The 21,636-nt window shown below is 71.2% G+C and carries 18 protein-coding genes and 1 pseudogene; 7 read left to right on the forward strand and 12 right to left on the reverse strand.

Translation table 11 applies throughout. The annotated features are described in order from the left end of the window. Positions 1 to 3: 3 nt before the first annotated feature. From AGRA3207_RS01215 to AGRA3207_RS01225, 3 genes are all read right to left on the reverse strand, one after another. Positions 4 to 1,092, reverse strand: a complete 1,089-nt coding sequence (locus AGRA3207_RS01215) for an alpha/beta hydrolase (protein ID WP_231332692.1) — start codon at positions 1,090 to 1,092, stop codon at positions 4 to 6. Next, complete coding sequence (gene mhpA, locus AGRA3207_RS01220; protein WP_231332693.1) at positions 1,089 to 2,690, reverse strand: bifunctional 3-(3-hydroxy-phenyl)propionate/3-hydroxycinnamic acid hydroxylase MhpA; 1,602 nt, start codon at positions 2,688 to 2,690, stop codon at positions 1,089 to 1,091. The genes AGRA3207_RS01215 and mhpA overlap by 4 nt, the downstream gene beginning before the upstream one ends. A 138-nt stretch (positions 2,691 to 2,828) precedes the next feature. After that, positions 2,829 to 3,815, reverse strand: a complete 987-nt coding sequence (locus AGRA3207_RS01225) for an AraC-like ligand-binding domain-containing protein (RefSeq protein ID WP_231332694.1) — start codon at positions 3,813 to 3,815, stop codon at positions 2,829 to 2,831. Between the two features lie 353 nt (positions 3,816 to 4,168). Here AGRA3207_RS01225 and rpoB point away from each other — a divergent pair. Next, positions 4,169 to 7,644 (forward strand): annotated as a pseudogene (gene rpoB / locus AGRA3207_RS01230) (DNA-directed RNA polymerase subunit beta). 59 nt (positions 7,645 to 7,703) lie between these two features. On the opposite strand, the gene AGRA3207_RS01235 reads toward rpoB, so the two are convergent. After that, on the reverse strand, positions 7,704 to 8,189 hold the full coding sequence (locus AGRA3207_RS01235) for a carboxymuconolactone decarboxylase family protein (protein ID WP_231332695.1): 486 nt from the start codon (positions 8,187 to 8,189) through the stop codon (positions 7,704 to 7,706). A gap of 202 nt (positions 8,190 to 8,391) precedes the next feature. On the opposite strand from AGRA3207_RS01235, the gene AGRA3207_RS01240 reads away from it, so the two are divergent. Next, complete coding sequence (locus AGRA3207_RS01240; RefSeq protein WP_231332696.1) at positions 8,392 to 9,300, forward strand: RNA polymerase sigma-70 factor; 909 nt, start codon at positions 8,392 to 8,394, stop codon at positions 9,298 to 9,300. A 39-nt stretch (positions 9,301 to 9,339) separates the two neighbouring features. Here the strand turns inward: AGRA3207_RS01240 and AGRA3207_RS01245 are convergent, their stop codons facing one another. Further along, on the reverse strand, positions 9,340 to 9,825 hold the full coding sequence (locus AGRA3207_RS01245) for an AAA family ATPase (protein ID WP_231332697.1): 486 nt from the start codon (positions 9,823 to 9,825) through the stop codon (positions 9,340 to 9,342). Positions 9,826 to 10,026: 201 nt separating this feature from the next. Between AGRA3207_RS01245 and AGRA3207_RS01250 the strand changes: the two genes are divergently transcribed. The 4 genes from AGRA3207_RS01250 to AGRA3207_RS01265 all read left to right on the forward strand — a co-directional run bounded on the left by AGRA3207_RS01250 (position 10,027) and on the right by AGRA3207_RS01265 (position 12,731). Next, a complete protein-coding gene (locus AGRA3207_RS01250; RefSeq protein WP_338028294.1) occupies positions 10,027 to 10,362 on the forward strand; it encodes an ArsR/SmtB family transcription factor in 336 nt (111 codons plus the stop codon). Next, positions 10,295 to 10,777, forward strand: coding sequence for an SRPBCC family protein (locus AGRA3207_RS01255; RefSeq protein ID WP_231332699.1), 483 nt, complete (start codon positions 10,295 to 10,297; stop codon positions 10,775 to 10,777). Before AGRA3207_RS01250 ends, AGRA3207_RS01255 begins: the two co-directional genes overlap by 68 nt. Then, positions 10,764 to 11,336, forward strand: a complete 573-nt coding sequence (locus AGRA3207_RS01260) for a TIGR03086 family metal-binding protein (RefSeq protein ID WP_231332700.1) — start codon at positions 10,764 to 10,766, stop codon at positions 11,334 to 11,336. The genes AGRA3207_RS01255 and AGRA3207_RS01260 overlap by 14 nt, the downstream gene beginning before the upstream one ends. A 177-nt stretch (positions 11,337 to 11,513) precedes the next feature. After that, positions 11,514 to 12,731 (forward strand): MFS transporter, encoded by a 1,218-nt coding sequence (locus tag AGRA3207_RS01265; protein WP_231332701.1) that lies wholly within the window; start codon positions 11,514 to 11,516, stop codon positions 12,729 to 12,731. Here AGRA3207_RS01265 and AGRA3207_RS01270 read toward each other — a convergent pair. Next, positions 12,714 to 13,301, reverse strand: a complete 588-nt coding sequence (locus AGRA3207_RS01270; protein ID WP_231332702.1) for a TetR/AcrR family transcriptional regulator — start codon at positions 13,299 to 13,301, stop codon at positions 12,714 to 12,716. The two genes, AGRA3207_RS01265 and AGRA3207_RS01270, sit on opposite strands and share 18 nt — an antisense overlap. 109 nt (positions 13,302 to 13,410) lie before the next feature. Further along, positions 13,411 to 14,046 (reverse strand): DUF305 domain-containing protein, encoded by a 636-nt coding sequence (locus AGRA3207_RS01275; RefSeq protein ID WP_231332703.1) that lies wholly within the window; start codon positions 14,044 to 14,046, stop codon positions 13,411 to 13,413. 241 nt (positions 14,047 to 14,287) lie between these two features. Between AGRA3207_RS01275 and AGRA3207_RS01280 the strand changes: the two genes are divergently transcribed. Further along, the gene (locus AGRA3207_RS01280; RefSeq protein WP_231332704.1) at positions 14,288 to 15,661 is read left to right on the forward strand and encodes an LVIVD repeat-containing protein; all 1,374 of its coding nucleotides are present in this window, start codon (positions 14,288 to 14,290) and stop codon (positions 15,659 to 15,661) included. A 242-nt stretch (positions 15,662 to 15,903) separates the two neighbouring features. Here AGRA3207_RS01280 and AGRA3207_RS01285 read toward each other — a convergent pair whose 3' ends face one another. From AGRA3207_RS01285 to AGRA3207_RS01305, 5 genes are read right to left on the reverse strand one after another with little or no spacing between them, the layout of a single operon-like run. Next, positions 15,904 to 17,109, reverse strand: coding sequence for an amidohydrolase (locus AGRA3207_RS01285; RefSeq protein ID WP_231332705.1), 1,206 nt, complete (start codon positions 17,107 to 17,109; stop codon positions 15,904 to 15,906). Between the two features lie 52 nt (positions 17,110 to 17,161). Continuing rightward, entirely contained in the window at positions 17,162 to 18,775 is a 1,614-nt protein-coding gene (locus AGRA3207_RS01290) for an ABC transporter permease (protein ID WP_231332706.1), read from the reverse strand. Then, entirely contained in the window at positions 18,772 to 19,632 is an 861-nt protein-coding gene (locus AGRA3207_RS01295) for an ABC transporter ATP-binding protein (protein WP_231332707.1), read from the reverse strand. The genes AGRA3207_RS01290 and AGRA3207_RS01295 overlap by 4 nt, the downstream gene beginning before the upstream one ends. Positions 19,633 to 19,658: 26 nt before the next feature. After that, the gene (locus tag AGRA3207_RS01300) at positions 19,659 to 20,726 is read right to left on the reverse strand and encodes an ABC transporter substrate-binding protein (RefSeq protein WP_231332708.1); all 1,068 of its coding nucleotides are present in this window, start codon (positions 20,724 to 20,726) and stop codon (positions 19,659 to 19,661) included. Positions 20,727 to 20,783: 57 nt separating this feature from the next. Further along, positions 20,784 to 21,530, reverse strand: a complete 747-nt coding sequence (locus tag AGRA3207_RS01305; protein ID WP_231332709.1) for an FCD domain-containing protein — start codon at positions 21,528 to 21,530, stop codon at positions 20,784 to 20,786. Positions 21,531 to 21,636: the final 106 nt, after the last annotated feature.

A 21,636-nucleotide genomic window follows, 5' to 3' on the forward strand; every position in this document is an offset into this window, starting at 1 on the left:
CGCTCACTCCTTGGGAGGGGTCCGGGCGAAGCGGTCGGCGAACCAGTCCGCGACGAAGGCGGTGCGCTCGTCGGCGTGGTTGTAGATGGTGTGCTCGCCGTCGTCCCAGGTGCGGAGCACGGCGTCGCCGGCGGCCGCGTCCAGGAAGGGCTGCTGGTCGCCGAGGGCGACGATCGGATCCCGCCCGCCGTGCAGCACCAGCAGCGGGCACGCGATCCGGTCGCCGGGGGCGAGCGCGATCCGGTCGAAGTTGCGCCGGAGCGCGCCGGGGTCGGTGGTGCCGAGCATCGCGGCCGCCTGCTCGGTGAAGGCGCGGAAGTCCAGCAGCCGGGGACGCGCGGGCGCTCCGTTGACGCACACCGCCGACACCCGGGGGTCGGACGCGGCGGTGGTGGCGGCGTAGAGCCCGCCGAGGCTGTTGCCCCACAGGCCCACAACCGGGCCGAGTTCCGGACGGCCGCGGACGTGGCTCACGAACGTGCTGTACGCGGCGCGGACATCGGCGTCGATGAGGATCCCGCCGGTCCACCGGGTCTCGCCCTGGCCCGGGCCCTCCGCGAGCAGCGCCGCCAGCCCGCGCGCCGCCAGCGCGTCCGCCTGGCGCCGGTAGGCCGCGCCCCATCCGCTCTGCCCGCCGAACACGATCACCGTGCCCGCCGCCGGGACGGCGGGCCGGACGAGCCATCCGAACAGGCGCCCGCCGGCGAACGGCAGCTCCACCCGTTCCCACGCCGGGGTGCCGAGGACGCCCGCGGCGGCGATCGCGCCGGTGAACCGCGTGTACAGCCCGATCTTGCGTGGCGTGTCGAAGTTGTGGGCCATCTGCGCGAACAGCAGGTCGGCGGCGGCCGCCCGGTAGGACTCGGCGGCGGTGACGACGTGGCCGGCCGCCCGCGCCGCGTCCGCGGTCGCCAGCCGCGCGTCCGCGAGGCCCTCCGCGGCGTCGTCCCAGGGGACCCCCGCGTCCGTCGCCCGGCGCAGGGCGAGCACGTCGGCGTGCAGCACGCCGCAGTCGAGCATCCGCGTCGGCGGCATGGCCCGCCACAACACGTCCGGCGGCGCGGGCTTCACGGTGTCGTCGGAGAGTGTCATGCCCCCGCCTCCGCCGGAGCCGGGTCGGCCGCCCACGACAGCCGCGAGCGCAGCCCGTCCACGGCCGCCGGGAGGTCGCCCAGCCCTCCCGCCCAGTACAGGTGGAAGTCGGGTCTCCCGATGAACGCGTCCGCCCCGTGCCGGTCGAGGAAGGCCGAGTAGGTGCCGTCGATGTCCGTCACGTGGTCCGGTGAGACGTCCGCGAGACACGCCCTGCGGACGCCGAGGGCGTCCAGGAAAGCCAGCTGGTCGGCGGTGAGGACGCGGCGGACGTCCGCGCGGCTGATCAGGCTGAACCCGCCGCCGATGACGTCGTCGCACCGCCCCCGCACTGCGCCCCTGCCCACCACGCCCTGCGGCGCCAGCGTCCCGGCGGGCGGGGCCGGGGAGCCGTCGGCGCGGGTGTGGACGACACCGCCGGCGAGGGTCGGGAACGGCGGCGGCGGCGGGACGTCGCCGGTGCGGAACGCCTCGTCCCTGGCCGCGGCCGCCACGGGGTCGTGGGTGTTGGCGACCCTGCCCAGGGCGATGGAGATCTCGGTGATGGCGGTGGCGTGCGGCCGCCGCTCGGTCTCATAGGTGTCCAGCAGCGCCTCGCCCGCGAGGCCGCGCAGCACCAGGTCCAGCTTCCACGCCAGGGTGATCCCGTCGCGCATGCCCGAGCACGCGCCCTGCCCCATGTACGGCGGGGTCGTGTGCGCGGCGTCACCGGCCAGGAACGTCCGGCCCTCCCGCCAGGACGTGGCGATGCGGCCCTGGAAGACGTAGACCACCTGACGGAGGATCCTCACGTCCTCGGGCCCGAGCCCGTGCCGCTCCCGCAGCCAGGCCCAGGCGTACTCCGGCGTCTCGAACACCTCCTGGTCCTCGCCGGGCAGCACGGCCAGCTCGAACCGCTGGCGGCTGCGCCCGATCGGCATGTGCATGTGACCGCGGGCCGGATCGCAGTACTGGGTGAGCCGGTCGAACCGCCGCGGAAGGGGACGCAGCCGCTCGGTGTCGATGTTCAGCCACCGGTCGTCGACACCGTGGTCGATGGACCCGATGCCCAGGGCGGCGCGCACGAAGCTGTTCGCCCCGTCCGCCCCGACCAGGTACCGCGCCGTGACGGTGCGCTCCTCACCGCCGTGCGACCACTGCCCGGTGCGCGACTGGGTCCACGGGCGCGCGGTCACCGCGACACCGCCATCGTCCTGGCGCACGTTGACCACGGCCCAGCCCTGGTTGACCTCGACGTTCCCGGTGGCCCGCACCCGCATGTCGATGGCTTCCTCGATGTCGGGCTGGTACATCGAGATGTGGCTCGCGTAACCGCAGGAATCGCCGCTCCAGTCCAGCGTGACCAGCAGCTCACCGGCACCGTTGAGGTAGCGGTAGTCGGGGATCGGCGCGGCGTCGCGCAGCGCGTGGTCGATGTCGCCGACCGCCTGGATGATCCGGGCGGTCTCGCCGTCGATGTGCGTCAGCCGCGGAAGACCGTACAGTCCCGGCCAGCGCTCGAACACGATCACACGGTGACCCGCCTTGCCCAGGGCCGACGCCAGCACCAGCCCGGTCGGTCCGTAGCCCACGATCGCCACATCACAGTCGACATCCATGGTCGAGCCTCCCCTTCGAACCGTGCCTCCCGCACGATGGGTCGACGGTAGGTTCGACGGGCCGCGGAGCCTATCCGCGTGGCGACAGCCCGATCCGTCCGGCGACGGCAGGTCGCCGAGGGGGAGCGGCGCGGCGGCTCACGACCCGGCGCGCAGGGTCGCCGACGGCAGCCGGCCGTAGCGCTCGTGATACGCGGCCGCGAAACGCGGCAGATGCGTGAACCCCCACCGGAACGCCACGTCCGCGACGGTGACGCCGGAGCCCGGCCGCACCGACCGCAGCTCGTCGTGGGCCCGCGCCAGCCTCGTCTGCTGGACGTACTCGCGGGGTGAGACACCGACGTACTCGCGGAAGTACCGCTGCAGGGACCGGGCCGTCACACCGGCCACCCCGGCCAGCCGGTCGACCGGCAGCTCCTCCTCCGGGTGCGCCTCGATGTACCCGATCGCCCGGCGCAGCGGCGCGGGCCGGTGCTCGCCGACGCCCCGGTCGGCGAGCCGCTCGGAATAGTTGTGGGGCTGCGCCAGCAGCAGGCCGGTCATCAGCATGCCCGCCCACGGGCCGGTGGCCACCGGATGCGCGGTGAGCCCGGTGGGCTGGTCGAGGTCGCGGACCAGCAGCCGGACCACCCGGAACCACGAGGCCGCCGCGGGCCCACGCAAGTCCATCCTCGGCCGGAACCGGATCGGCGCCGGCACCGGGCGGTCGAGCAGCTCCTCCAGCCGACGCTCCAGGGCATACCGCTCGATCCGGACGTGCAGCTGCCGGTAGTCGGCGCTCAGCCGCATCTGCGCGCGCATGCGCGGCGAGATGATCGCCGCCGTCGAGCGGTCGACGAGGACCTCGTCCGCGGCGTACCGGATGCGGTTGACGCCGCCGAGCGCGAGGTTGACGTCGTAGTAGTCGACCTCCTCGGTCAGCTGGACGTCCAGCTCGCAGTTGCGGTGCCACCCATAGACCAGGGAGAGCGGCCCGAGATCCGCCATGGACACGTCGGTGCGGATCGCGTCACCGCCACGGCCCGCGGGAACCGAGCGGTGCGGCGTGAGATACCGCGACACGCACGCGCGGAACTCGTCGAGATCGGCGGAACGCAGGATCGAGAAGCGCTCAAGGGCACCCATCGCCTCACCCCTTCACCGGGCGTGCCCTCCACCCTAGCCTCGACCGCGTCACGCCGGTACGTCCCACCTGGGGGTTCACACCACCGGCGCCGCTCCGCGCGGTGGCCACCGCAGGGCCCGGCCGCCCGGAGCCGGGCTCGCCCGGTGCGCCCGGCTTGACGATCTCCCTCCGCATGTGCGATCCTGAATGCGGGATCGAGGGTTGACAGTCAATATATAGTGTGGATATTCGTCTGCATTTTGCTCTATGCTGCCCTTTCACGCCTGCCCTCGGCATCCCTCCTCCTTCTTGGCCGCGATGCCGTCCGCCATGCGTGTAGACAGTCCGCCGCGAGCCCTCGGAAGGACACCTGTTGGCAGCCTCGCACAACCCCTCTGCCGTACCCGCCGGTCCCCATCGCGTCTCCTTCGCACGTATCCAGGACGCTCTCGAGGTCCCCGACCTCCTCGCCGTACAGACCGAGTCGTTCGACTGGCTGCTGGGCAACGAGAGGTGGAAGGCCCGGGTCGAGGCGGCCCAGAAGGCCGGAAGCAAAAGCGTCCCGACGCAGTCGGGGCTGGAGGAGATCTTCGAAGAGATCAGCCCGATCGAGGACTTCTCCGCGACCATGTCCCTGTCGTTCCGCGACCACCGGTTCGAGCCGCCCAAGTACTCCGTGGAGGAGTGCAAGGACAAGGACATGACCTACTCCGCCCCGATGTTCGTCACGGCGGAGTTCATCAACAACACCACCGGTGAGATCAAGAGCCAGACGGTCTTCATGGGCGACTTCCCGCTCATGACCCCCAAGGGCACCTTCGTCATCAACGGCACCGAACGCGTCGTGGTGTCGCAACTCCTCCGCTCGCCCGGCGTCTATTTCGAACGCAACGTGGACAAGACCTCCGACAAGGACATCTACGGGTGCCGGGTCATCCCCTCGCGGGGGCGTGGCTGGAGTTCGAGATCGACAAGCGCGACAACGTGGGCGTGCGGATCGACCGCAAGCGCAAGCAGCCGGTGACGGTGCTGCTGAAGGCGCTGGGGTGGGACGAGGCGCGCATCCGCGAGCGGTTCGGGTCGTATGAGTCGATCAATGTCACGCTGGAGAAGGACCACACCTCCGGCCAGGACGACGCGCTGCTGGACATCTACCGCAAGCTGCGCCCCGGTGAGCCGCCGACGCGGGAGTCGGCGCAGACGCTGCTGGAGAACCTGTACTTCAACCCCAAGCGGTACGACGTCGCCAAGGTCGGCCGCTACAAGATCAACAAGAAGCTCGGCCTGGACCTGGACATGAACCAGGGCACCCTGACCGAGGACGACATCGTCTCCACCATCGAATACCTGGTCCGCTTGCACGCCGGCGAGGAGGAGAACCCCGTCGGGGGTGTGCCGGTGCCGATCGAGGTCGATGACATCGACCACTTCGGCAACCGGCGGCTGCGGACGGTCGGGGAGCTGATCCAGAACCAGGTCCGGCTGGGCCTGGCGCGCTTGGAGCGGGTGGTCCGGGAGCGGATGACCACCCAGGACGTCGAGGCGATCACGCCGCAGACCCTGATCAACATCCGGCCGGTCGTCGCCTCCATCAAGGAGTTCTTCGGCACCAGCCAGTCGTCGCAGTTCATGGACCACACCAATCCCCTGACGGGCCTCACGCAGAAGCGCCGGCTGTCGGCGCTGGGGCCGGGCGGGCTGTCGCGTGAGCGGGCGGGCATGGAGGTCCGTGACGTCCACCCCTCGCACTACGGCCGGATGTGCCCGATCGAGACGCCCGAAGGCCCCAACATCGGGCTGATCGGCTCGCTGGCCGCCTTCGGGCGCGTCAACCCGTTCGGCTTCATCGAGACCCCCTACCGCAAGGTGGTGGACGGCAAGGTCACCGACCAGATCGACTACCTCACCGCCGACGAGGAGGACCGCTACGTCATCGCGCAGGCCAACTCCCTGACGAATGAGGACGGCTCGTTCGCCGAGGACCGCGTACTGGTCCGCAAGAAGGGCGGTGAGGTCGAGCTGATCGCGCCGCGGGACGTGCAGTACATGGACGTCTCGGCGCGGCAGATGACCTCGGTCGCCACCGCGATGATCCCGTTCCTGGAGCACGATGACGCCAACCGGGCGCTGATGGGCTCGAACATGCAGCGGCAGTCGGTGCCGCTGCTGCGCAGCGAGGCGCCGCTGGTGGGCACCGGGATGGAGTACCGGGCCGCCACCGATGCCGGTGACGTCATCACCGCCGAGAAGGCCGGGGTGGTGGAGGAGGTCTCGGCCGACTACGTCACGGTGATGAACGACGATGGGACCCGCACCACCTACCGGGTGGCCAAGTTCAAGCGGTCCAACCAGGGCACCTGCTTCAACCAGAAGCCGATCGTGGACGAGGGCCGGCGGGTGGAGGCCGGGCAGGTCATCGCCGACGGGCCGTGCACCGATGACGGTGAGATGGCGCTGGGCAAGAACCTGCTGGTGGCGTTCATGCCGTGGGAGGGCCACAACTACGAGGACGCCATCATCCTGTCGCAGCGGCTGGTGCAAGACGATGTGCTGTCCTCGATCCACATCGAGGAGCACGAGGTCGATGCCCGCGACACCAAGCTGGGGCCCGAGGAGATCACCCGGGACATCCCCAATGTCTCCGAGGAGGTGCTGGCCGATCTGGACGAGCGCGGGATCATCCGGATCGGCGCCGATGTGGTGCCCGGGGACATCCTGGTGGGCAAGGTCACGCCCAAGGGCGAGACCGAGCTGACGCCCGAGGAGCGGCTGCTGCGGGCGATCTTCGGTGAGAAGGCGCGGGAGGTGCGCGACACCTCGCTGAAGGTGCCCCACGGTGAGCAGGGCAAGGTCATCGGGGTGCGGGTGTTCTCCCGGGACGAGGGTGATGAGCTGCCGCCGGGGGTCAACGAGCTGGTCCGGGTGTACGTGGCGCAAAAGCGCAAGATCACCGATGGGGACAAGCTCGCGGGCCGGCACGGCAACAAGGGCGTCATCTCCAAGGTCCTGCCGGTGGAGGACATGCCCTTCCTCGAAGACGGCACCCCGGTCGACATCGTGCTCAACCCGCTGGGCGTGCCCGGCCGCATGAACGTCGGCCAGGTCCTGGAGACCCACCTCGGATGGATCGCCGCACAGGGCTGGGACATCAGCGGCGTGGGGGAGGAGTGGGCCGAGCGGCTGCGCGAGAAGGGCTTCGACCGCGTCGCGCCGCGCACCAACGTCGCCACCCCGGTCTTCGACGGCGCCAGTGAACAGGAGATCATCGGGCTTCTGGACAGCACGCTCGCCAACCGCGACGGCGACCGGACGGTGATGCCCAGCGGCAAGGCCCGGCTCTTCGACGGCCGGTCCGGCGAGCCCTACCCCTATCCGATCTCGGTCGGCTACCTCTACATCCTCAAGCTGCACCACCTGGTCGACGACAAGATCCACGCCCGCTCGACCGGCCCGTACTCCATGATCACCCAGCAGCCGCTCGGCGGTAAGGCCCAGTTCGGCGGCCAGCGCTTCGGTGAGATGGAGGTCTGGGCGCTGGAGGCCTACGGCGCCGCCTACGCCCTGCAGGAGCTGCTGACCATCAAGTCCGACGACGTCCTTGGCCGCGTGAAGGTCTACGAGGCCATCGTCAAGGGCGAGAACATCCCCGAGCCCGGCATTCCCGAGTCCTTCAAGGTGCTCATCAAGGAGATGCAGTCGCTGTGCCTCAACGTCGAGGTCCTCTCCAGCGACGGCATGTCCATCGAGATGCGCGACACCGACGAGGACGTCTTCCGCGCCGCGGAGGAGCTCGGCATCGACCTGTCCCGGCGCCCCAACGAAGGGGCGATGAACATCGACGACATCTGACCCGGAACACGCGCCGGCACGGCCCGGGACCGATGGTCCCGGGCCGTGCCGCCCGGCGGTCAGCCCGCCATGCCGGCGAACATGCCCGGCTCGTAGGAGCCACCCGGGTTCCGCACGATCACCCCGAGCCGGTTGGCCGCGTTCACCAAGGCGACCAGGGAGACCAGCGCGACCGTCTGGTCGTCGTCGTAGTGGCGGCGCACCTCGTCCCAGGTCCGGTCGGACACACCGGTGTGCGCGTCGGCCAGGCGGGTCCCCTCCTCGGCGAGCGCCAGCGCGGCCCGCTCGGCCTCGGTGAACACGGTGGACTCCCGCCAGGCGGCGACCAGGGCGAGCCGGACCGCGGTCTCACCGGCGGCCGCCGCCTCCTTGGCGTGGAAGTCGACGCAGTGGCCGCAGCCGTTGATCTGGCTGGCGCGCAGCATCACCAGCTCCTGCGTGGGCTGAGGCAGCGGCGACTGCCGGATCGCCACGCCGACGTTGTAGATCCGCTTGCCGATCTTGGCGCCGAGCCCGTTGGCCGGCAGATCGATCCGAGGTTCCATGATGTCGTCCTCACTCCCGGGACGGCGACCGCGCGGCTCGTCCGCGCGGCGTCCTGACGACCATGGAGATGCCGGCGACCCGGCTCCCCGTGACACCGCGGCCCTGTGACGTGCGCCACCGGCCGCCGATGTCACAGCGCCGCCGCGGCCGGCGTCCTATGCCCGTGATGTGCCGGACGGCGGACAGGCGGGAGAGCGGGCGATGACGGAGAGGACAACGGGCCAGGAGGCATGTGGCGGCCGGATGGACTCCGCCACCGAGGTGTTCGTCGCCCACCGCAACCTGCTCTTCACCGTCGCCTACGAGATGCTCGGCTCGGCCGCCGACGCCGAGGACGTCCTGCAGGAGACCTGGCTCCGGTGGGCGGGCGTCGACCTCGGCACGGTACGGGACCACCGCGCCTACCTGGTCCGGATCACCACCCGCCAGGCGCTGACCCGGCTGCGCACGCTCGGCCGCCGCAAGGAGTCCTACGTCGGGCCCTGGCTCCCCGAACCGCTGCTGACCAGCCCCGACGTGGCGGAGGACGTCGAGCTGGCCGACAGCGTGTCGATGGCGATGCTGCTGGTGCTGGAGACGCTCACCCCGACCGAGCGGGCGGTGTTCGTGCTCCGCGAGGTGTTCGCCCTGGAGTACGGCGAGATCGCCGAGGCCGTCGGCAAGAACCCGGCGGCCGTCCGCCAGATCGCCCACCGGGCGCGGGCGCACGTCGCCGAGCGGCGGCCGCGCGAGGTCGTCTCCGCGGCCGAGACCCGGGACGCGCTCCACGCGTTCCAGCGGGCGGTCGAGACGGGCGACCTCCAGAACCTGCTCGACATGCTCGCGCCGGACGTCGTCCTGCTGACCGACGGCGGCGGCGTCGTCCGCGCCGCGCGCGCGCCCATCGCGGGTGCCGGCAAGGTCGCCCGCGCGCTGAGCGGGATCAACACGGCCATCACGCTGCGGCCGGCGCACGTCAACGGCCACCCGGCACTGATCCTCCGGCTCGGCGACGAGACCGACACCGTCATCGCCGTGCGCATCGACGGCGGCCTCATCACCGGCCTGTACGCCGTGCGCAACCCCGAGAAGCTGTCGCACATGGAGCAGGTGACCGCCCTGCGCCGCTGACCGCCGCGCAGACACACCCGGACGACGCCGCGGAGACGGTCACGGCGACCCGGCCAGGGCTGCCAGGCGGCGCACGACCTCGCTGAGAGGGGCGCGGGTGTCGATCTCGACCGTGGCCGACGCCCGGAGCAGCGGCTCGATCTCCGCGGTGTCGGCCACGATCCGCGCCCGCTCCTCGCCGGTCTTGCCGAAGGGGTTGGTGCCGCGGCCGGCGATGCGGTCGAACATCACGTCCAGGGGAGCGCTGAGCAGGACGATCTCGTCGAACCGGGGATAGAAGGCGCGCTGGTTCCAGACCGTGCCCGCGATGAACAGAGGCTCACCCGAGGTCTCGTGCTCGGTGAGCAGGGCGTCGACCCGGTCTTCGCGCCATTGCCGTTCCAGGCCGCCGCCATCGTCGCGCGGGAGGTCGCCGATCCAGCCCCCGACGTCGGTGTCCACCGTCCGGTAGCCCCGCCGCCCCAGTTCGCCGAGCGCGGACGATTTGCCCGTGCCGGACATCCCCGTCACAAAGATCACCGTCACGTGCCCATCGTAAGGGTGCTCGACCGGCCCGCCGCAGTGGGGCAAGAAGGCTTGTTATGCAGCGCTTTCAACCTTGAGGTTGACAAAGTCGGAGGCGGCGGCGTACGGTTGTTTCAACCGACAAGTTGAAACAGGGGAAGAATGGACACGGACGCCCTGTCCCGAGTCTTCGCCGCCCTCGCGGATCCGACCCGGCGCGACATGGTGGCTCGGCTCTCGGAGGGGGACGCGACCGTGAGCCAGCTGGCCGAGCCGTACCGGATGTCGCTGCAGGCCGTCTACAAGCATCTGCGGGTGCTCGAGGACGCCGGGCTCGTCACACGGCCGCCGGGGCCTCAGCCCCGGTCGGTGCGCCTGGAGGTCCAGGCCCTCGACCTGCTGGACGTCTGGATCGAACGCCACCGGAGCCGCGTCGAGCAGCGCTACCGGCGCCTTGACGCCGTCCTGGCGACAATGGAGGGAGACGAACATGGAGAAGATCACGGAGGCGGTCATCGAGGCCGATCCGAAGCTGCCGATCATCCGGATGACCCGTGACTTCACGGCGACGCCCGCGCAGCTGCTGCGCGCGCACACCGACCCCGAGCTGTTCGCCCAGTGGGTGGGGCCCGACGCCCTGTCCACCCGGATCGAACGCTGGGACGCCTCCACCGGCGGCAGCTGGCGGTACGTCGCGGAGCACGACGGCACGGAGTACGCGTTCCACGGCTGCTTCCACGAGATACGGCCGGACCGCATCGTGCAGACCTTCACGTTCGAAGGCGATCCCGACGGGGTCGCGCTGGAGACGCTGTGGTTCGAGGACCTCGGCGAGGGCCGCACCCGCCTGCGGGCGCAGTCGCTCGTCGACAGCTTCGAGAGCCGCGACGCGTGGCTGCGCAGCGGCATGGAGGTCGGCGTCAACCAGGGTTACGCGAAGCTGGAAAGGATGCTCGCCGATGGCACTGTCTGAGCTTCCCGCCGAGCGGCACCGCGAGGTCGCGGCGCTGTTCACCGAGCGGGTCCGCGGCACCCGGTCCTGGGACGCGCCGTCCCCCGTCGACGACTGGGCCGCACGCGACGTCGTGCGTCACCTGACCGAATGGCTCCGCGCCTTCCTCGCCTCCGGCGCGGACGTCGAACTGCCCCAGGGGCCGTCGGTGGACGAGGACCCGGTCACCGCCTGGCAGGTCCACTGCGAGGGCGTTCAAGCGGTCCTGGACGATCCGAAGACGCCGCATCGTGAACTCACGAACCCGCACATCGGCCGGGTGCCCTTGGACACCGCGATCGACCGGTTCTACACCTCGGACGTGTTCATGCACACCTGGGACCTCTCCCGGGCCACCGGCCAGGACGATCGGCTGGACCCCGACTTCTGCGCTCAGATCCTCGGTGCGATGGAGCAGATGGAGGACGTCCTGCGCTCGTCCGGCCAGTACGGCGCCCGGGTGGAGGTCCCCGCCGACGCGGACGTCCAGACCAGGCTCATGGGGTTCATCGGCAGGGATCCGTTCTGGTCGGGGCGGTGAACAGGGTGGTGTCGAGGTAGGGGAGCCGATGTAGGCGATCACGCCCGCACAGGCCCTTGTGAGGGCTGCTACGTTCGGTTCCGTGTCTGACGTCCGGGCGGCCGAGCTGACCTGTCGAGCCGGGCGGCCGCCGGAGTGCGCCGCGCCGCACGCGATGCCCCGAAGACGGGACGGCCGATGACCGGCCGGTCCGAGGACGCGGCGCCGCCGCGGCGGATGTGGCCGCTGTACGCGGCGGGGTTCACGACCGCGTTCGGCGCCCACGGCATCGCCGCCAGCCTCGGATCCTCCGGCGACGCCGTCACCTCCCTGCTGGTGCTGGGCGGCCTGCTCGCCCTGTACGACGGCGCGGAGGTGCTGCTCAAACCCCTCTTCGGCGGCATCGCCGACCGGATCGGGGCGCGCCCGGTCCTGCTCGGCGGGCTGGTCGCGTTCGCGCTCGCCTCCGCGGTGTACGCCGTGGCGGACGGTCCCGGCTGGCTGTGGGCCGCCCGGCTCGGGCAGGGCGCGGCCGCGTCGGCGTTCTCCCCGTCGGCCTCCGCCCTGGTGGCCCGGCTGAACCCGTCGGCGAGGCTCGGCCGCGCGTTCGGCGGGTACGGCTTCTACAAGTCGATCGGCTACACCCTCGGGCCGCTGCTGGGCGGCTTGCTGGTGTGGGCGGGCGGCCTGCGGCTGCTGTTCACGGTCCTCGCGGTGCTGGGCGCGGCGGTCGCGGTGTGGGCGGCGCTGGCCGTCCCAGCGGTGCCGCCGCTGCCGAGGACCCGGCAGACCGTCCTCGGCCTGGCCCGGCGCCTGGCCGATCCGGCGTTCCTCGCGCCGACCTCCGCGCTGGCGGCGGCGACGGCGGCGCTGTCGGCCGGGGTGGGGTTCCTGCCGGTGTCCGGCCGCGCCGCCGGCCTCGGCGCGATCGCCACCGGGGCCGCGGTCTCCGTCCTGGCCGCCTGCGCCGCCGTCGTCCAGCCCCGCGCCGGACGCGCCCTGGACGACGGGCGCCTGACCACCCGGACCGGCATCCTGGCGGGCCTGCTCACCACCGCCGCGGGCCTGGCCGCCGCGACGCTGCCCGGGCTGCCCGGCATCCTGGCGGCGGCGATGCTGATCGGTGCCGGGACCGGCCTCGTCACCCCGCTCGGGTTCGCCGCCCTGGCCGCCCGCACCCCCGCCGGACGCATGGGCCAGACCATGGGCGCCGCCGAGCTCGGCCGCGAATTCGGCGACGCCGGCGGTCCGCTGCTCGTCGCCTCCGTTGCGGCCGCCGCCACCCTCACCTGCGGTTACGCCGCCCTCGCCCTCCTGATCGCACTCCCGCCCCTGGCCGGTCTGCTCCTGCCCTCCGGTCCGCGGTTGAAGGCGGCGCCGGGAGACGGTCCCGGGGGATCAGGACGATCGGCGTAGGCCCGCGATGAGGATCCCGACCAGCCGCCGCGCGTCGTAGCCGGGTGTGCCGCCGGCGCCGATGCAGAGCCCTCCGACGCCGCGCATGAGCTCGTAGGCGTCCACGTCGGAACGGATCTCGCCGGACTCGGCCGCGGCGTCGAGCAGCCTGGCGCACACGGGCACGAGCCGCTCCAGGAAGTAGGAGTGCAGGGGCCCGAAGGAGGGGTCGTCGGACTGCAGCACGGCCGCGAGCCCGTGCTTGGTGACCACGAAGTCGACGAACCGGTCGATCCAGCGTTCGAGCGCGGCGTAGGGCGTCCCGGCGGAGGCGAGGAGATCCGGTCCGGCCTGGGCGAGCGCCTCCACCTGGTGCCGGTAGACGGCGACGATGAGATCGGCCCGGGTCGGGAAGTGCCGGTAGATCGTCGCCGTCCCCACACCCGCCTCGGCCGCGATGTCACGGATCGGCGCCTCCACGCCCGAGGCGACGAAGACCGCCGCCGCGGCCTCCAGCAGCACCTCCTCGTTGCGCCGCGCGTCCGCCCTCTTCGGCCGGGGGGCGCGCCCCCCGTCGGTCTCGCCCACCACGCCGCCCTCCCGCTCCGCGGATCGTCGCCGGGGACATCATCCCGCGCTCCTGATTCGGGACGGCGTCCCGTTTCCTCATGATGGCAGATCGCAGCGCCCGGGTCCGCCGTCAGCCCGCCAGCAGGCCCTTCATGCGCCCGATCTCGGCCGTCTGCGTGGACTGGACGTCGCGGGCCATCTCCTGGACGGCGACGTCGGTGCCCCGGTCGAGGACGTTCCGGACCATGGTGAGCGCGCCCTGGTGGTGAGTGATCATCAGTGTCAGGTAGAGCTTGTCGAAAGCGGCGGCACGCGCGTCGCGCAACCGTCCGAGCTGCTCCTTCGTGGCCATCCCCGGCATGCCGGCGTGCGCGCGGTGATCACGGCCGTGCGCCTTCAGGATCGCCTCGGAGTGCTGCTGCAGCCACGACCGCATCACCGCGATCTCGACCTTCTGCGCGGCGCCGATGCGGGAGGCCAGCGCCCGTACACGCCTGTCGGACGCCCGGGACGGGGCCAGCGCGGACATCTCCAGGGCCTGCGCGTGGTGCGGGATCATCATCTGCACGAACGCGACCTCGGCGGCGGTAGGGGGCGCGGCCTTGCGCGGGCCCTCGACCCGGGTCTTGTTCGGCTCGCCCGGACGGCCCGGGACCAGCACCGTCCTCGACGGCGCGGCCCGGTGGCCGTCATCGCCGCCGCACCCCGCAAGGCCGCCGGCGGCCATCGCGACCGCCACCCCCGCCACCGCGATCCGGTGCCGCATCGAACCTCCCACGTCTGGCCGGCCACCCGGACCGTATCCGCAGAGCGGGGTGTCTTAAAAGGGTCTTTGATCTCAAGATGCTTACATAAGCACCCAGACCTACACATCAACCCCAAAACACTCCATACTCCGTGAACGTCAGGACCTGTTCACGGGGGCCGTACAGACGAAGGAGTCAGGGGTGGCGCCAGATCCCAGGCGAAGATCCAGACACAGGACCCTCTTGATCACCCTCGCGGGCATGATACTGGGCGCCTCGGCCGCCCTCGTCCCGGCGGCCTCCGCCGGGGCCGCGCCGGGCCAGGACGAGCCCACCATGTCCGCGAACATGCACCATCTGGCGAACATCCCCAAGCAGGGACCGCTCGCCGCAACCGCCGCGTACGGCTCGGACTGGGCCTTCAAGGGCCGGTACGCCTTCGGCGGGAACTACGAGGGCTTCACGATCTACGACATCAGCCGTCCCGCGACCCCGAAGGTCGTCACGGTGGTGCACTGCCCCGGCTCCCAGAACGACGTGTCGGTCGACGGTGACCTGCTGTTCCTGTCGACGGACCGCTCGATGAGCGACGACTCGTGCCAGGCCGTGCCCAAGCCCGCCACGGAGAAGTCGGCGTGGGAGGGCATCAAGATCTTCGACATCTCCGACGTCCGCAACCCGCGCTACGTCAAGGCCGTCGAGACCAAGTGCGGCTCCCACACCAACACCCTCGTGCCAGGCAGGCGGGGCACCGCCTACATCTACGTCTCGTCCTACTCCCCGGACGGCACCTACCCCGACTGCCTGCCTCCGCACGACCTCATCTCGATCGTCAAGGTGCCGCTGCGGAACCCGGCCGCGGCGAGCGTGGTGGCCGAGCCGGTGCTGTTCCCCGACGGCGGCAACCCCGGCGACCCGCCGGACACCCCGTGGCCCGGCCAGACCAGGGCCACCTCGGGCTGCCACGACCTGACGTCCTACCCGGACGAGGACCTGATGGCCGGGGCCTGCATGGGCGACGGCGTGCTGTTCGACATCTCCGACCCGCTCAAGCCGCGCACCATCGCGAGCGTCCGCGACGACGAGAACTTCGCGTTCTGGCACTCCGCGACGTTCAGCAACGACGCCGACAAGATCGTCTTCACCGACGAGCTGGGCGGCGGTTCCGCGGCGACCTGCAACGCGGTGATCGGGCCGGAGAAGGGCGCCAACGCCATCTACGACATCGTCGGCCACGGCGATCACCGGAAGCTGAAGTTCCGCAGCTACTACAAGATCCCCCGGCACAACACCGACACCGAGAACTGCGTGGCCCACAACGGCTCGCTGATCCCGGTGAAGGGCAAGGACATCATGGTGCAGTCCTGGTACCAGGGCGGCATCTCGGTCATGGACTTCACCGACTCGGCGCACCCCCGGGAGCTCGCCTGGTTCGACCGCGGCCCGTGGTCGAACAACCTGGACACCCTCGCCGGAACGTGGTCGACGTACTACTACAACGGCTACATCTACTCCAACGACATCCAGAGGGGTCTGGACGTCCTGGACCTCCGGGACCCGATCACCGACAAGGCCAAGCGCGTCAGGCTCGACGTGCTCAACGCCCAGTCGCAGCCGAACTACTTCGACGACTGACCCGGACGAACGCGTCCCCGGCCCCGCACAGCCGAACGTGCGGGGCCGGGGACCGCTCATCGGATCGCCGCCGGTGCCGCCGAAGGAGGTGCCGCCGAAGGACCTGCCGCCTCACCGAGGCCGGCAGGCTCGCCCTCACCACGTGGCGGCTGCTCGACGGCTGACATGGCTCCGCCGCGCCACCCGTGGGCGGCGCGGCGGAGCCGGGGACGCAGAGCGAGGCCGCCCGCGCCGGAGTCCGGTCAGGCGCCGGTCACCAGGGCGCCCGCGCGGGCGACGATCCTCCCGCGCTTCATGACGAGCGTGCGCTGCGGCGGTTCCACGACGAGCTCGCCGATCGTCTCTCCCGGGAGGACGACGAGGTCGGCGGCGTCTCCGGCCCGCAGGTCGGACCGGGGGACGCCGAGGACGTCACGGCCCAGCGTGGTGGCCAGGGTCGCGGCGAACTCCAGGTCGTCGTCCATGCGCCAGTAGCACTTGTAGGCCATGAACTGCGCCCTGGCGAGGATGTCGCCTTCGCCCCAGGGCGACCAGCGGCTGCGGGCGGAGTCGGAGCCCAGGCACATCCGCACGCCGCGCGCGTGCAGGGCCTTGACGTCCGGGACGGGGAGGAGGCCGTGCACGCCGACGGTGACGGCGATGTCGGCTTCGGCGAGCAGGGTCGCCAGGCGGTCGAACTGGGCGGGCGTGGGGTCGGCGAGGCTGAACACGTCGCACAGACTGACCTTGCCCTGCATGCCGAGTGCCTTGACGCGCTCGGAGATCCGCTCGATGAGCCAGATGCCCAGCTCGCCGGACTCGTGGGCGTGGAAGTCCACGGGCACCTGGTACTTCTCGGCCAGGTCGAAGACGATGTCGAGCTGGCGGGCGGCGTCGCCGTCGACGCCGGCGGGGTCGAGGCCGCCGACCGCGTCCGCGCCCTCGCGCAGGGCCTGGTCCAGCAGCTCGGCGGTGCCGGGCTTGCGCAGGATGCCGAGCTGGGGGAACGCGACGATCTGCAGGTCGGTGAGGTCGGCCATCTCCTCGCGGACCTGGAGCAGGCCGTGGATGCCGTCCAGGCCGATCTCCGGGGCGACGTCGGTGAAGGTCCGGATGGACGTCGAGCCGTAGGCGACGCACTTGTCGAGGAAGGCGCGGGCCCGGGTGGTGACCGGGGTGGTGGTCTCCGCCCACTGCTGCAGCATGTCGTCGAACATCTGCTCCATGGTGATCGGCTCGGACGTCCGCCGGATCCAGGGCTCGCCCCACAGGCTCTTGTCGGCGTGGGCGTGGCCGTCGGCGAAGCCCGGCAGGACGATCTGCCCGCCACAGTCCTCCACGTGGTCGGCGGGCCCGAGGTCGGCCGGCGCCTGCGCGCCCACGGACTCGATCTTTCCGTCGGCGACGACGATGACCTGCGGGTCCCCGACGCCGTTCAGCCGGACGTTGGACAGGATGATTCTCGACATGATTCGCTTTCTCGTGCTTCCCGATGTTCGGTCATGAAAGGTCGTGCCCCGGTCATTCGAGGCGGCTGAGAGCGGTGTCCTCCAGCGCGCCGGCCAGGCGGTAGGCCATGAGCGAGGCCAGCAGCACGATGGCGACCCCGCCCCAGACGAAGTTGTAGTCCGACAGCGTCGCGGCGACGGTCATCGACGCGCCCAGCCCGTAGCCGGTGGCGAGCCACTCCGCGACCATGGCCGCGCCGATGGACAGCGGCAGCGCGATCTTGATCGAGGCCAGCAGCGCCGGCAGCGCGTACGGGATGAGCAGCTTGGCGATGCGGTGCCTGCGCCGGGCACCGACGGCGGTGAGCAGGTCGGTGGCGCTGCGCGGGACGGCCCTCATCGCGAGCAGGACGTTCACCAGGATCGGGAAGAACGTCATGACCGCGATCAGCACCGTCACGGCGACGATGCCCCGCCCGAACATGAGCGCCAGCAGCGGCATCGCGGCGACGATCGGGATCGACCGGAGGGCGATCGAGATCGGCATGAGCACCCGCTCGATCACCGGGAACTCGTAGGCGACCACGGCCATCGCCACGGCGAGGACGAGCCCGACGAAGAAGCCGAGCCCGGCGTCGCCGATGGTCTGCAGCAGCGAGGAGAACATGTACGGCAGCGGGTCCTCGGCGTCACCGGACGCGGTCACCAGCTGGGTGTCGCCGGACACGAAGTAGGGTCCGACGTCGAACGGGCCGCGGGCCACCGCGGTGCCGCCCGGGACGACCAGGGTGAGCAGCCACCAGCACAGGACGACGCCGCCCACGGTCCCCACCGTCGCGAAGGACGCGCGCCGGATGCGGGCGGCCAGCCGCGGGTCGCGCCGCCCGAGCCGCTCCGCCCGCGCGCCGAGGACGGTGTCCATCGAGCGCGTCCACGGCAGGGCCAGCCGGACGATCAGCGGCAGGGCCAGGAACGCCACGGCGGCGAGCAGCGAGGTCACGATCGCCAGGCCCCAGGCGCGGGGGATGTCGAAGGCGCCCTGCGCCTGGACCATGGCGACGCCCAGTCCCTGCTCACCGCCCATGTACTCCCCGATGATCGCGCCGAGGATGGCGCTGGGCGCGGCGACCTGCAGGCCGGCGACGAAGCTCGGGATCGCCGCGGGCAGCCGGACCTTGCGGATCACCGTCCACTCCGAGCCGCCGGAGGCGCGGACCACGTCGACCGAGGTCTTGTCCACGCTGTTGAGGCCGAGGATCGCGGCGACCAGCGTGGTGAAGACCACGGCCTGCGCGGCGAGGATCACGCTCGGGACGTTGCCGCGGAAGGCGATCGCCAGCAGCGGCGCGACGGCGATGAGCGGCAGCGCGATCGCGCCGACCGCGACCCGCTCGAACAGGGCCTGGACGCGCGGGAACGGCAGCGTGCACAGCGCCAGGGCGATCGCGATGCCGTTGCCCCAGATGTAGCCCTGCAGCGCCGACGACATCGTGACCGACACGTTCGGCCCGTAGTAGGACAGGTCATCGCGCATCTGCCCGAGGACCTCACCCGGCGACGGCACGAGCGACCCGAACCCGCTGAGCGACATGACCTGCCACGCGAGCCCCAGGACCACCACGGTCAGCAGCGGCGGCACCGCGGTCCGCAGGTGCGCGGCGGCACGGGGGAGGGAGACGGCGCTCACTGGGCGGCCCCGTCCCCGCGTCCGTTCCCGCCGTTCCCGTTCCCGCCCCCGTTTCCGATCCCGCTGAACAGTTTCTCCGACAGCTCGTCGCAGAGCGCGTGGAAGGCGCTGTCCTGCAGGATCTCGGGCGTGCGCGGCCTGGGCAGGTCGACGTCGACCACGTCCAGGATCGTTCCAGGCCGCGGTGACATCAGCACCACGGTGTCCGAGAGCAGCACGGCCTCGGCGATGCCGTGGGTGACCAGCACCGTGGTCGTGCCCCGCTCGGCCCAGATCCGCTGCAGCTCGAAGTTGAGCCGCTGCCGGGTCAGGTCGTCCAGCGCCCCGAACGGCTCGTCGAGCAGCAGCAGCTCGGGGTGGGTGACCAGTGACCGCGCCAGCGACACCCGCTGGCGCATGCCTCCGGACAGCTGCGAGGGCCGGGCCTTCTCGAACCCCTTGAGGCCGACGAGCCGGATCAGCTCGGCGACCCCCTCGGGGTCGCGGCGGCCGGCCACCTCCAGCGGAAGGCGGATGTTGGCCTCCACGCTCCGCCACGGCAGCAGCCCGGCGTCCTGGAAGGCGATGCCGACGCCGTTGCCCTCGCGCAGCTCGCGCGGGGTGCGGCCGTGCACCGTGACCTCCCCCGCCGTGGGGGTCTCCAGGTCGGCCAGCACGCGCAGGACGGTCGACTTGCCGCACCCGGACGGGCCCAGCAGGCCGACGAACTCGCCGCGGCGGGATGCGAAGGTGAACTCGCGCAGCGCCTCGACCGACGACCCCTTGGCGGCGAAGACCTTCTTCAGGCCGCTCGTGCGGATTCCTTCGGAGGCGCCCGCGTCCCCCGGGGCGGCGTCCGTCGTCGCGGTTTCCAGCAATCTTCTCTCCTCCGGCATGGCGCGGCTCATCCCCCGAGCAGCTCGTTGGTGAACAGCGACTTGTCGAGCTTGATCCCAATGCTGGAGAGGCTCGTGATCGTCTCCTCGACCAGCGCGTCGGACATCCAGAACAGGCCCTTGGACCCGGCGGCGGAGGCCTTCCCGTCCCCGGTGACGAAGGGCGCGATGGCGGCCAGCGACTTGGCCTGCTCGTCGAGCTTCAGGCCGAGCTTGGCGCCGTACTTCTTCATGATCACGTCCGCGCCGTGCTGCTGGTCGCGCAGTGCCGCCTCCCAGCCCTGGCGGCTGGCCGCCAGGAACTTGCGGGCGTTCTCACGGGCCGCGGCGTCCTTCAGCGTCTTCTCCGAGGCGAAGAAGACGCTCTGCATCCGGTTGAAGCCGAAGTCGGCCAGTGGCATGACGTGGGTCTTGATCCCGCGCAGCGCCAGCGACACGGGCTGGTTCGACGCGAAGCCCCAGATCGCGTCCACCTCACGGGCGGCGAGCGGCGCGGGGTCGAACTGGATCGGCACCAGCTTGACCTTGCTGACGTCGACGCCGTTGCGCTTCATGAACACCAGTGCGGTGTTCTTCCCTGCCAGCGTGATGCCGAGCTTTTTGCCCTCGATCTCCTTCGGGCTCTTGACCGGCTGGTCGGCGAGGGAGATCCAGGACTCGGGGCTCTTCTGCAGCCCGGCGCCGACGATCTTCAGCTTCGCGCCGCGGGCGACGGCGGTGGCGACGTTCTCCGGGATCGCCTCGATGCCGATGTTGACGCGGTCCGTCGTGACCAGCGGGACGACCGCGGAGTTCGGGCCGCCCGGCTGGACGTCCACGGTGAGGCCCTGCTTGGTGTAGAGCCCGTCCTCGGCGGCGACGAAGATGCCCGCGTACTCGGCGTTCGGGATCCACGCGAGCTTCACCGCGAACTTGCCGCCCTTGGATCCGGAGCCGCCGGAACCGCCGGCCTCGTTGGTGCCGCATCCGGTCAGCAGGGGGACGGCCGAGCCTGCGGCCACCACGGCCGCGCCCGTGCCGGCGTACCGCAGGAAGGAGCGCCGGCCCAGACCGGGCGGCGTGGAGATGTGGTTCATTCGTGCTCCCGAAAGAGTCGTCGTCGTGATCGCTGTGGTGAAAAAAGGGCTAGCGCTCTACGCGAGATCGATTTCCGCGAGCAGCGTGTGGATGACGTGAGCGTTCCCGCTGTTGGCGAAGTGCTCCGTCTCACGGATCATTCCGTCCAGATGCACGACCATGAGCCGCTCGGCGCCGTCCGCGTCCCGGTCGGAGATGCTGGCGACGATGTCGCGGTGCTCCTGGTCCCACCGGATCAGTGCATCCTGCTTGATCCCGATCATGATGAGCAGGCGTTCCAGGAGATCCAGACGCTCGTCGAACAGCGTCGTGGTGATCGCCTGGATCTGCTTGTTGTGCGAGGCGTCGCCGATCGTCTTGTGGAAGGCGAGCCGTTCCCGCCAGCGCGCCTCGCCTCCCGTCTGGACCATCGCGCGCAGCCGGGTCAGTTCCTCGGGGCGCGCCCGCAGCGCGGCGGCCCGTGCGGCCTCCCGCTCGATCCCCCGCCGGCTGGCGAGGTGGTCGAGCAGGTCGTGGACGTCGCGCAGGTTGAGGGCGTCGGCGAACGACGACGCCCGCTGGCTGTCCAGCTGCTGGTTGGCCGCGACACGGGTGCCCTCCTCGGTGAGGATCCGCCCCTTCTTCCCCAGCGACTGGGTGAGGGCGCGCTCGTCGAGACCGGTGAGGAGGCGGCTGACGGTCGACTCGCTGACATCGAAGCCGCGATCCCGCAGGTGGCGGGCCGCTGCCCGCGCCCCCACCGGGCCCTCGTGGACGCTCATGAACGCCAGGAGAGCGGTCTCCATCGCCGGCGTGTGCCGCACGGTACCTCCTCGTCACCAGGGCCATTGCCGGAACCGTAGGTGTCTTGTCCACGTATGTCAATAGTGACGAACGTGGACTGGATATGACACTGTATGTTCGCAATTG

This window comes from Actinomadura graeca (genome assembly GCF_019175365.1).
Taxonomy (GTDB): Bacteria; Actinomycetota; Actinomycetes; order Streptosporangiales; family Streptosporangiaceae; genus Spirillospora; species Spirillospora graeca.

What these genes read in the sequence shown, in the direction of transcription:
- AGRA3207_RS01215 (WP_231332692.1), bottom strand. Translation starts at nt 1,092, where the DNA reads ATGACACTCTCCGACGACACCGTGAAGCCCGCGCCGCCGGACGTGTTG.
- mhpA (WP_231332693.1), bottom strand. Translation starts at nt 2,690, where the DNA reads ATGGATGTCGACTGTGATGTGGCGATCGTGGGCTACGGACCGACCGGG.
- AGRA3207_RS01225 (WP_231332694.1), bottom strand. Translation starts at nt 3,815, where the DNA reads ATGGGTGCCCTTGAGCGCTTCTCGATCCTGCGTTCCGCCGATCTCGAC.
- AGRA3207_RS01235 (WP_231332695.1), bottom strand. Translation starts at nt 8,189, where the DNA reads ATGGAACCTCGGATCGATCTGCCGGCCAACGGGCTCGGCGCCAAGATC.
- AGRA3207_RS01240 (WP_231332696.1), top strand. Translation starts at nt 8,392, where the DNA reads ATGACGGAGAGGACAACGGGCCAGGAGGCATGTGGCGGCCGGATGGAC.
- AGRA3207_RS01250 (WP_338028294.1), top strand. Translation starts at nt 10,027, where the DNA reads ATGGTGGCTCGGCTCTCGGAGGGGGACGCGACCGTGAGCCAGCTGGCC.
- AGRA3207_RS01255 (WP_231332699.1), top strand. Translation starts at nt 10,295, where the DNA reads ATGGAGAAGATCACGGAGGCGGTCATCGAGGCCGATCCGAAGCTGCCG.
- AGRA3207_RS01260 (WP_231332700.1), top strand. Translation starts at nt 10,764, where the DNA reads ATGGCACTGTCTGAGCTTCCCGCCGAGCGGCACCGCGAGGTCGCGGCG.
- AGRA3207_RS01265 (WP_231332701.1), top strand. Translation starts at nt 11,514, where the DNA reads ATGACCGGCCGGTCCGAGGACGCGGCGCCGCCGCGGCGGATGTGGCCG.
- AGRA3207_RS01275 (WP_231332703.1), bottom strand. Translation starts at nt 14,046, where the DNA reads ATGCGGCACCGGATCGCGGTGGCGGGGGTGGCGGTCGCGATGGCCGCC.
- AGRA3207_RS01280 (WP_231332704.1), top strand. Translation starts at nt 14,288, where the DNA reads ATGATACTGGGCGCCTCGGCCGCCCTCGTCCCGGCGGCCTCCGCCGGG.
- AGRA3207_RS01285 (WP_231332705.1), bottom strand. Translation starts at nt 17,109, where the DNA reads ATGTCGAGAATCATCCTGTCCAACGTCCGGCTGAACGGCGTCGGGGAC.
- AGRA3207_RS01300 (WP_231332708.1), bottom strand. Translation starts at nt 20,726, where the DNA reads ATGAACCACATCTCCACGCCGCCCGGTCTGGGCCGGCGCTCCTTCCTG.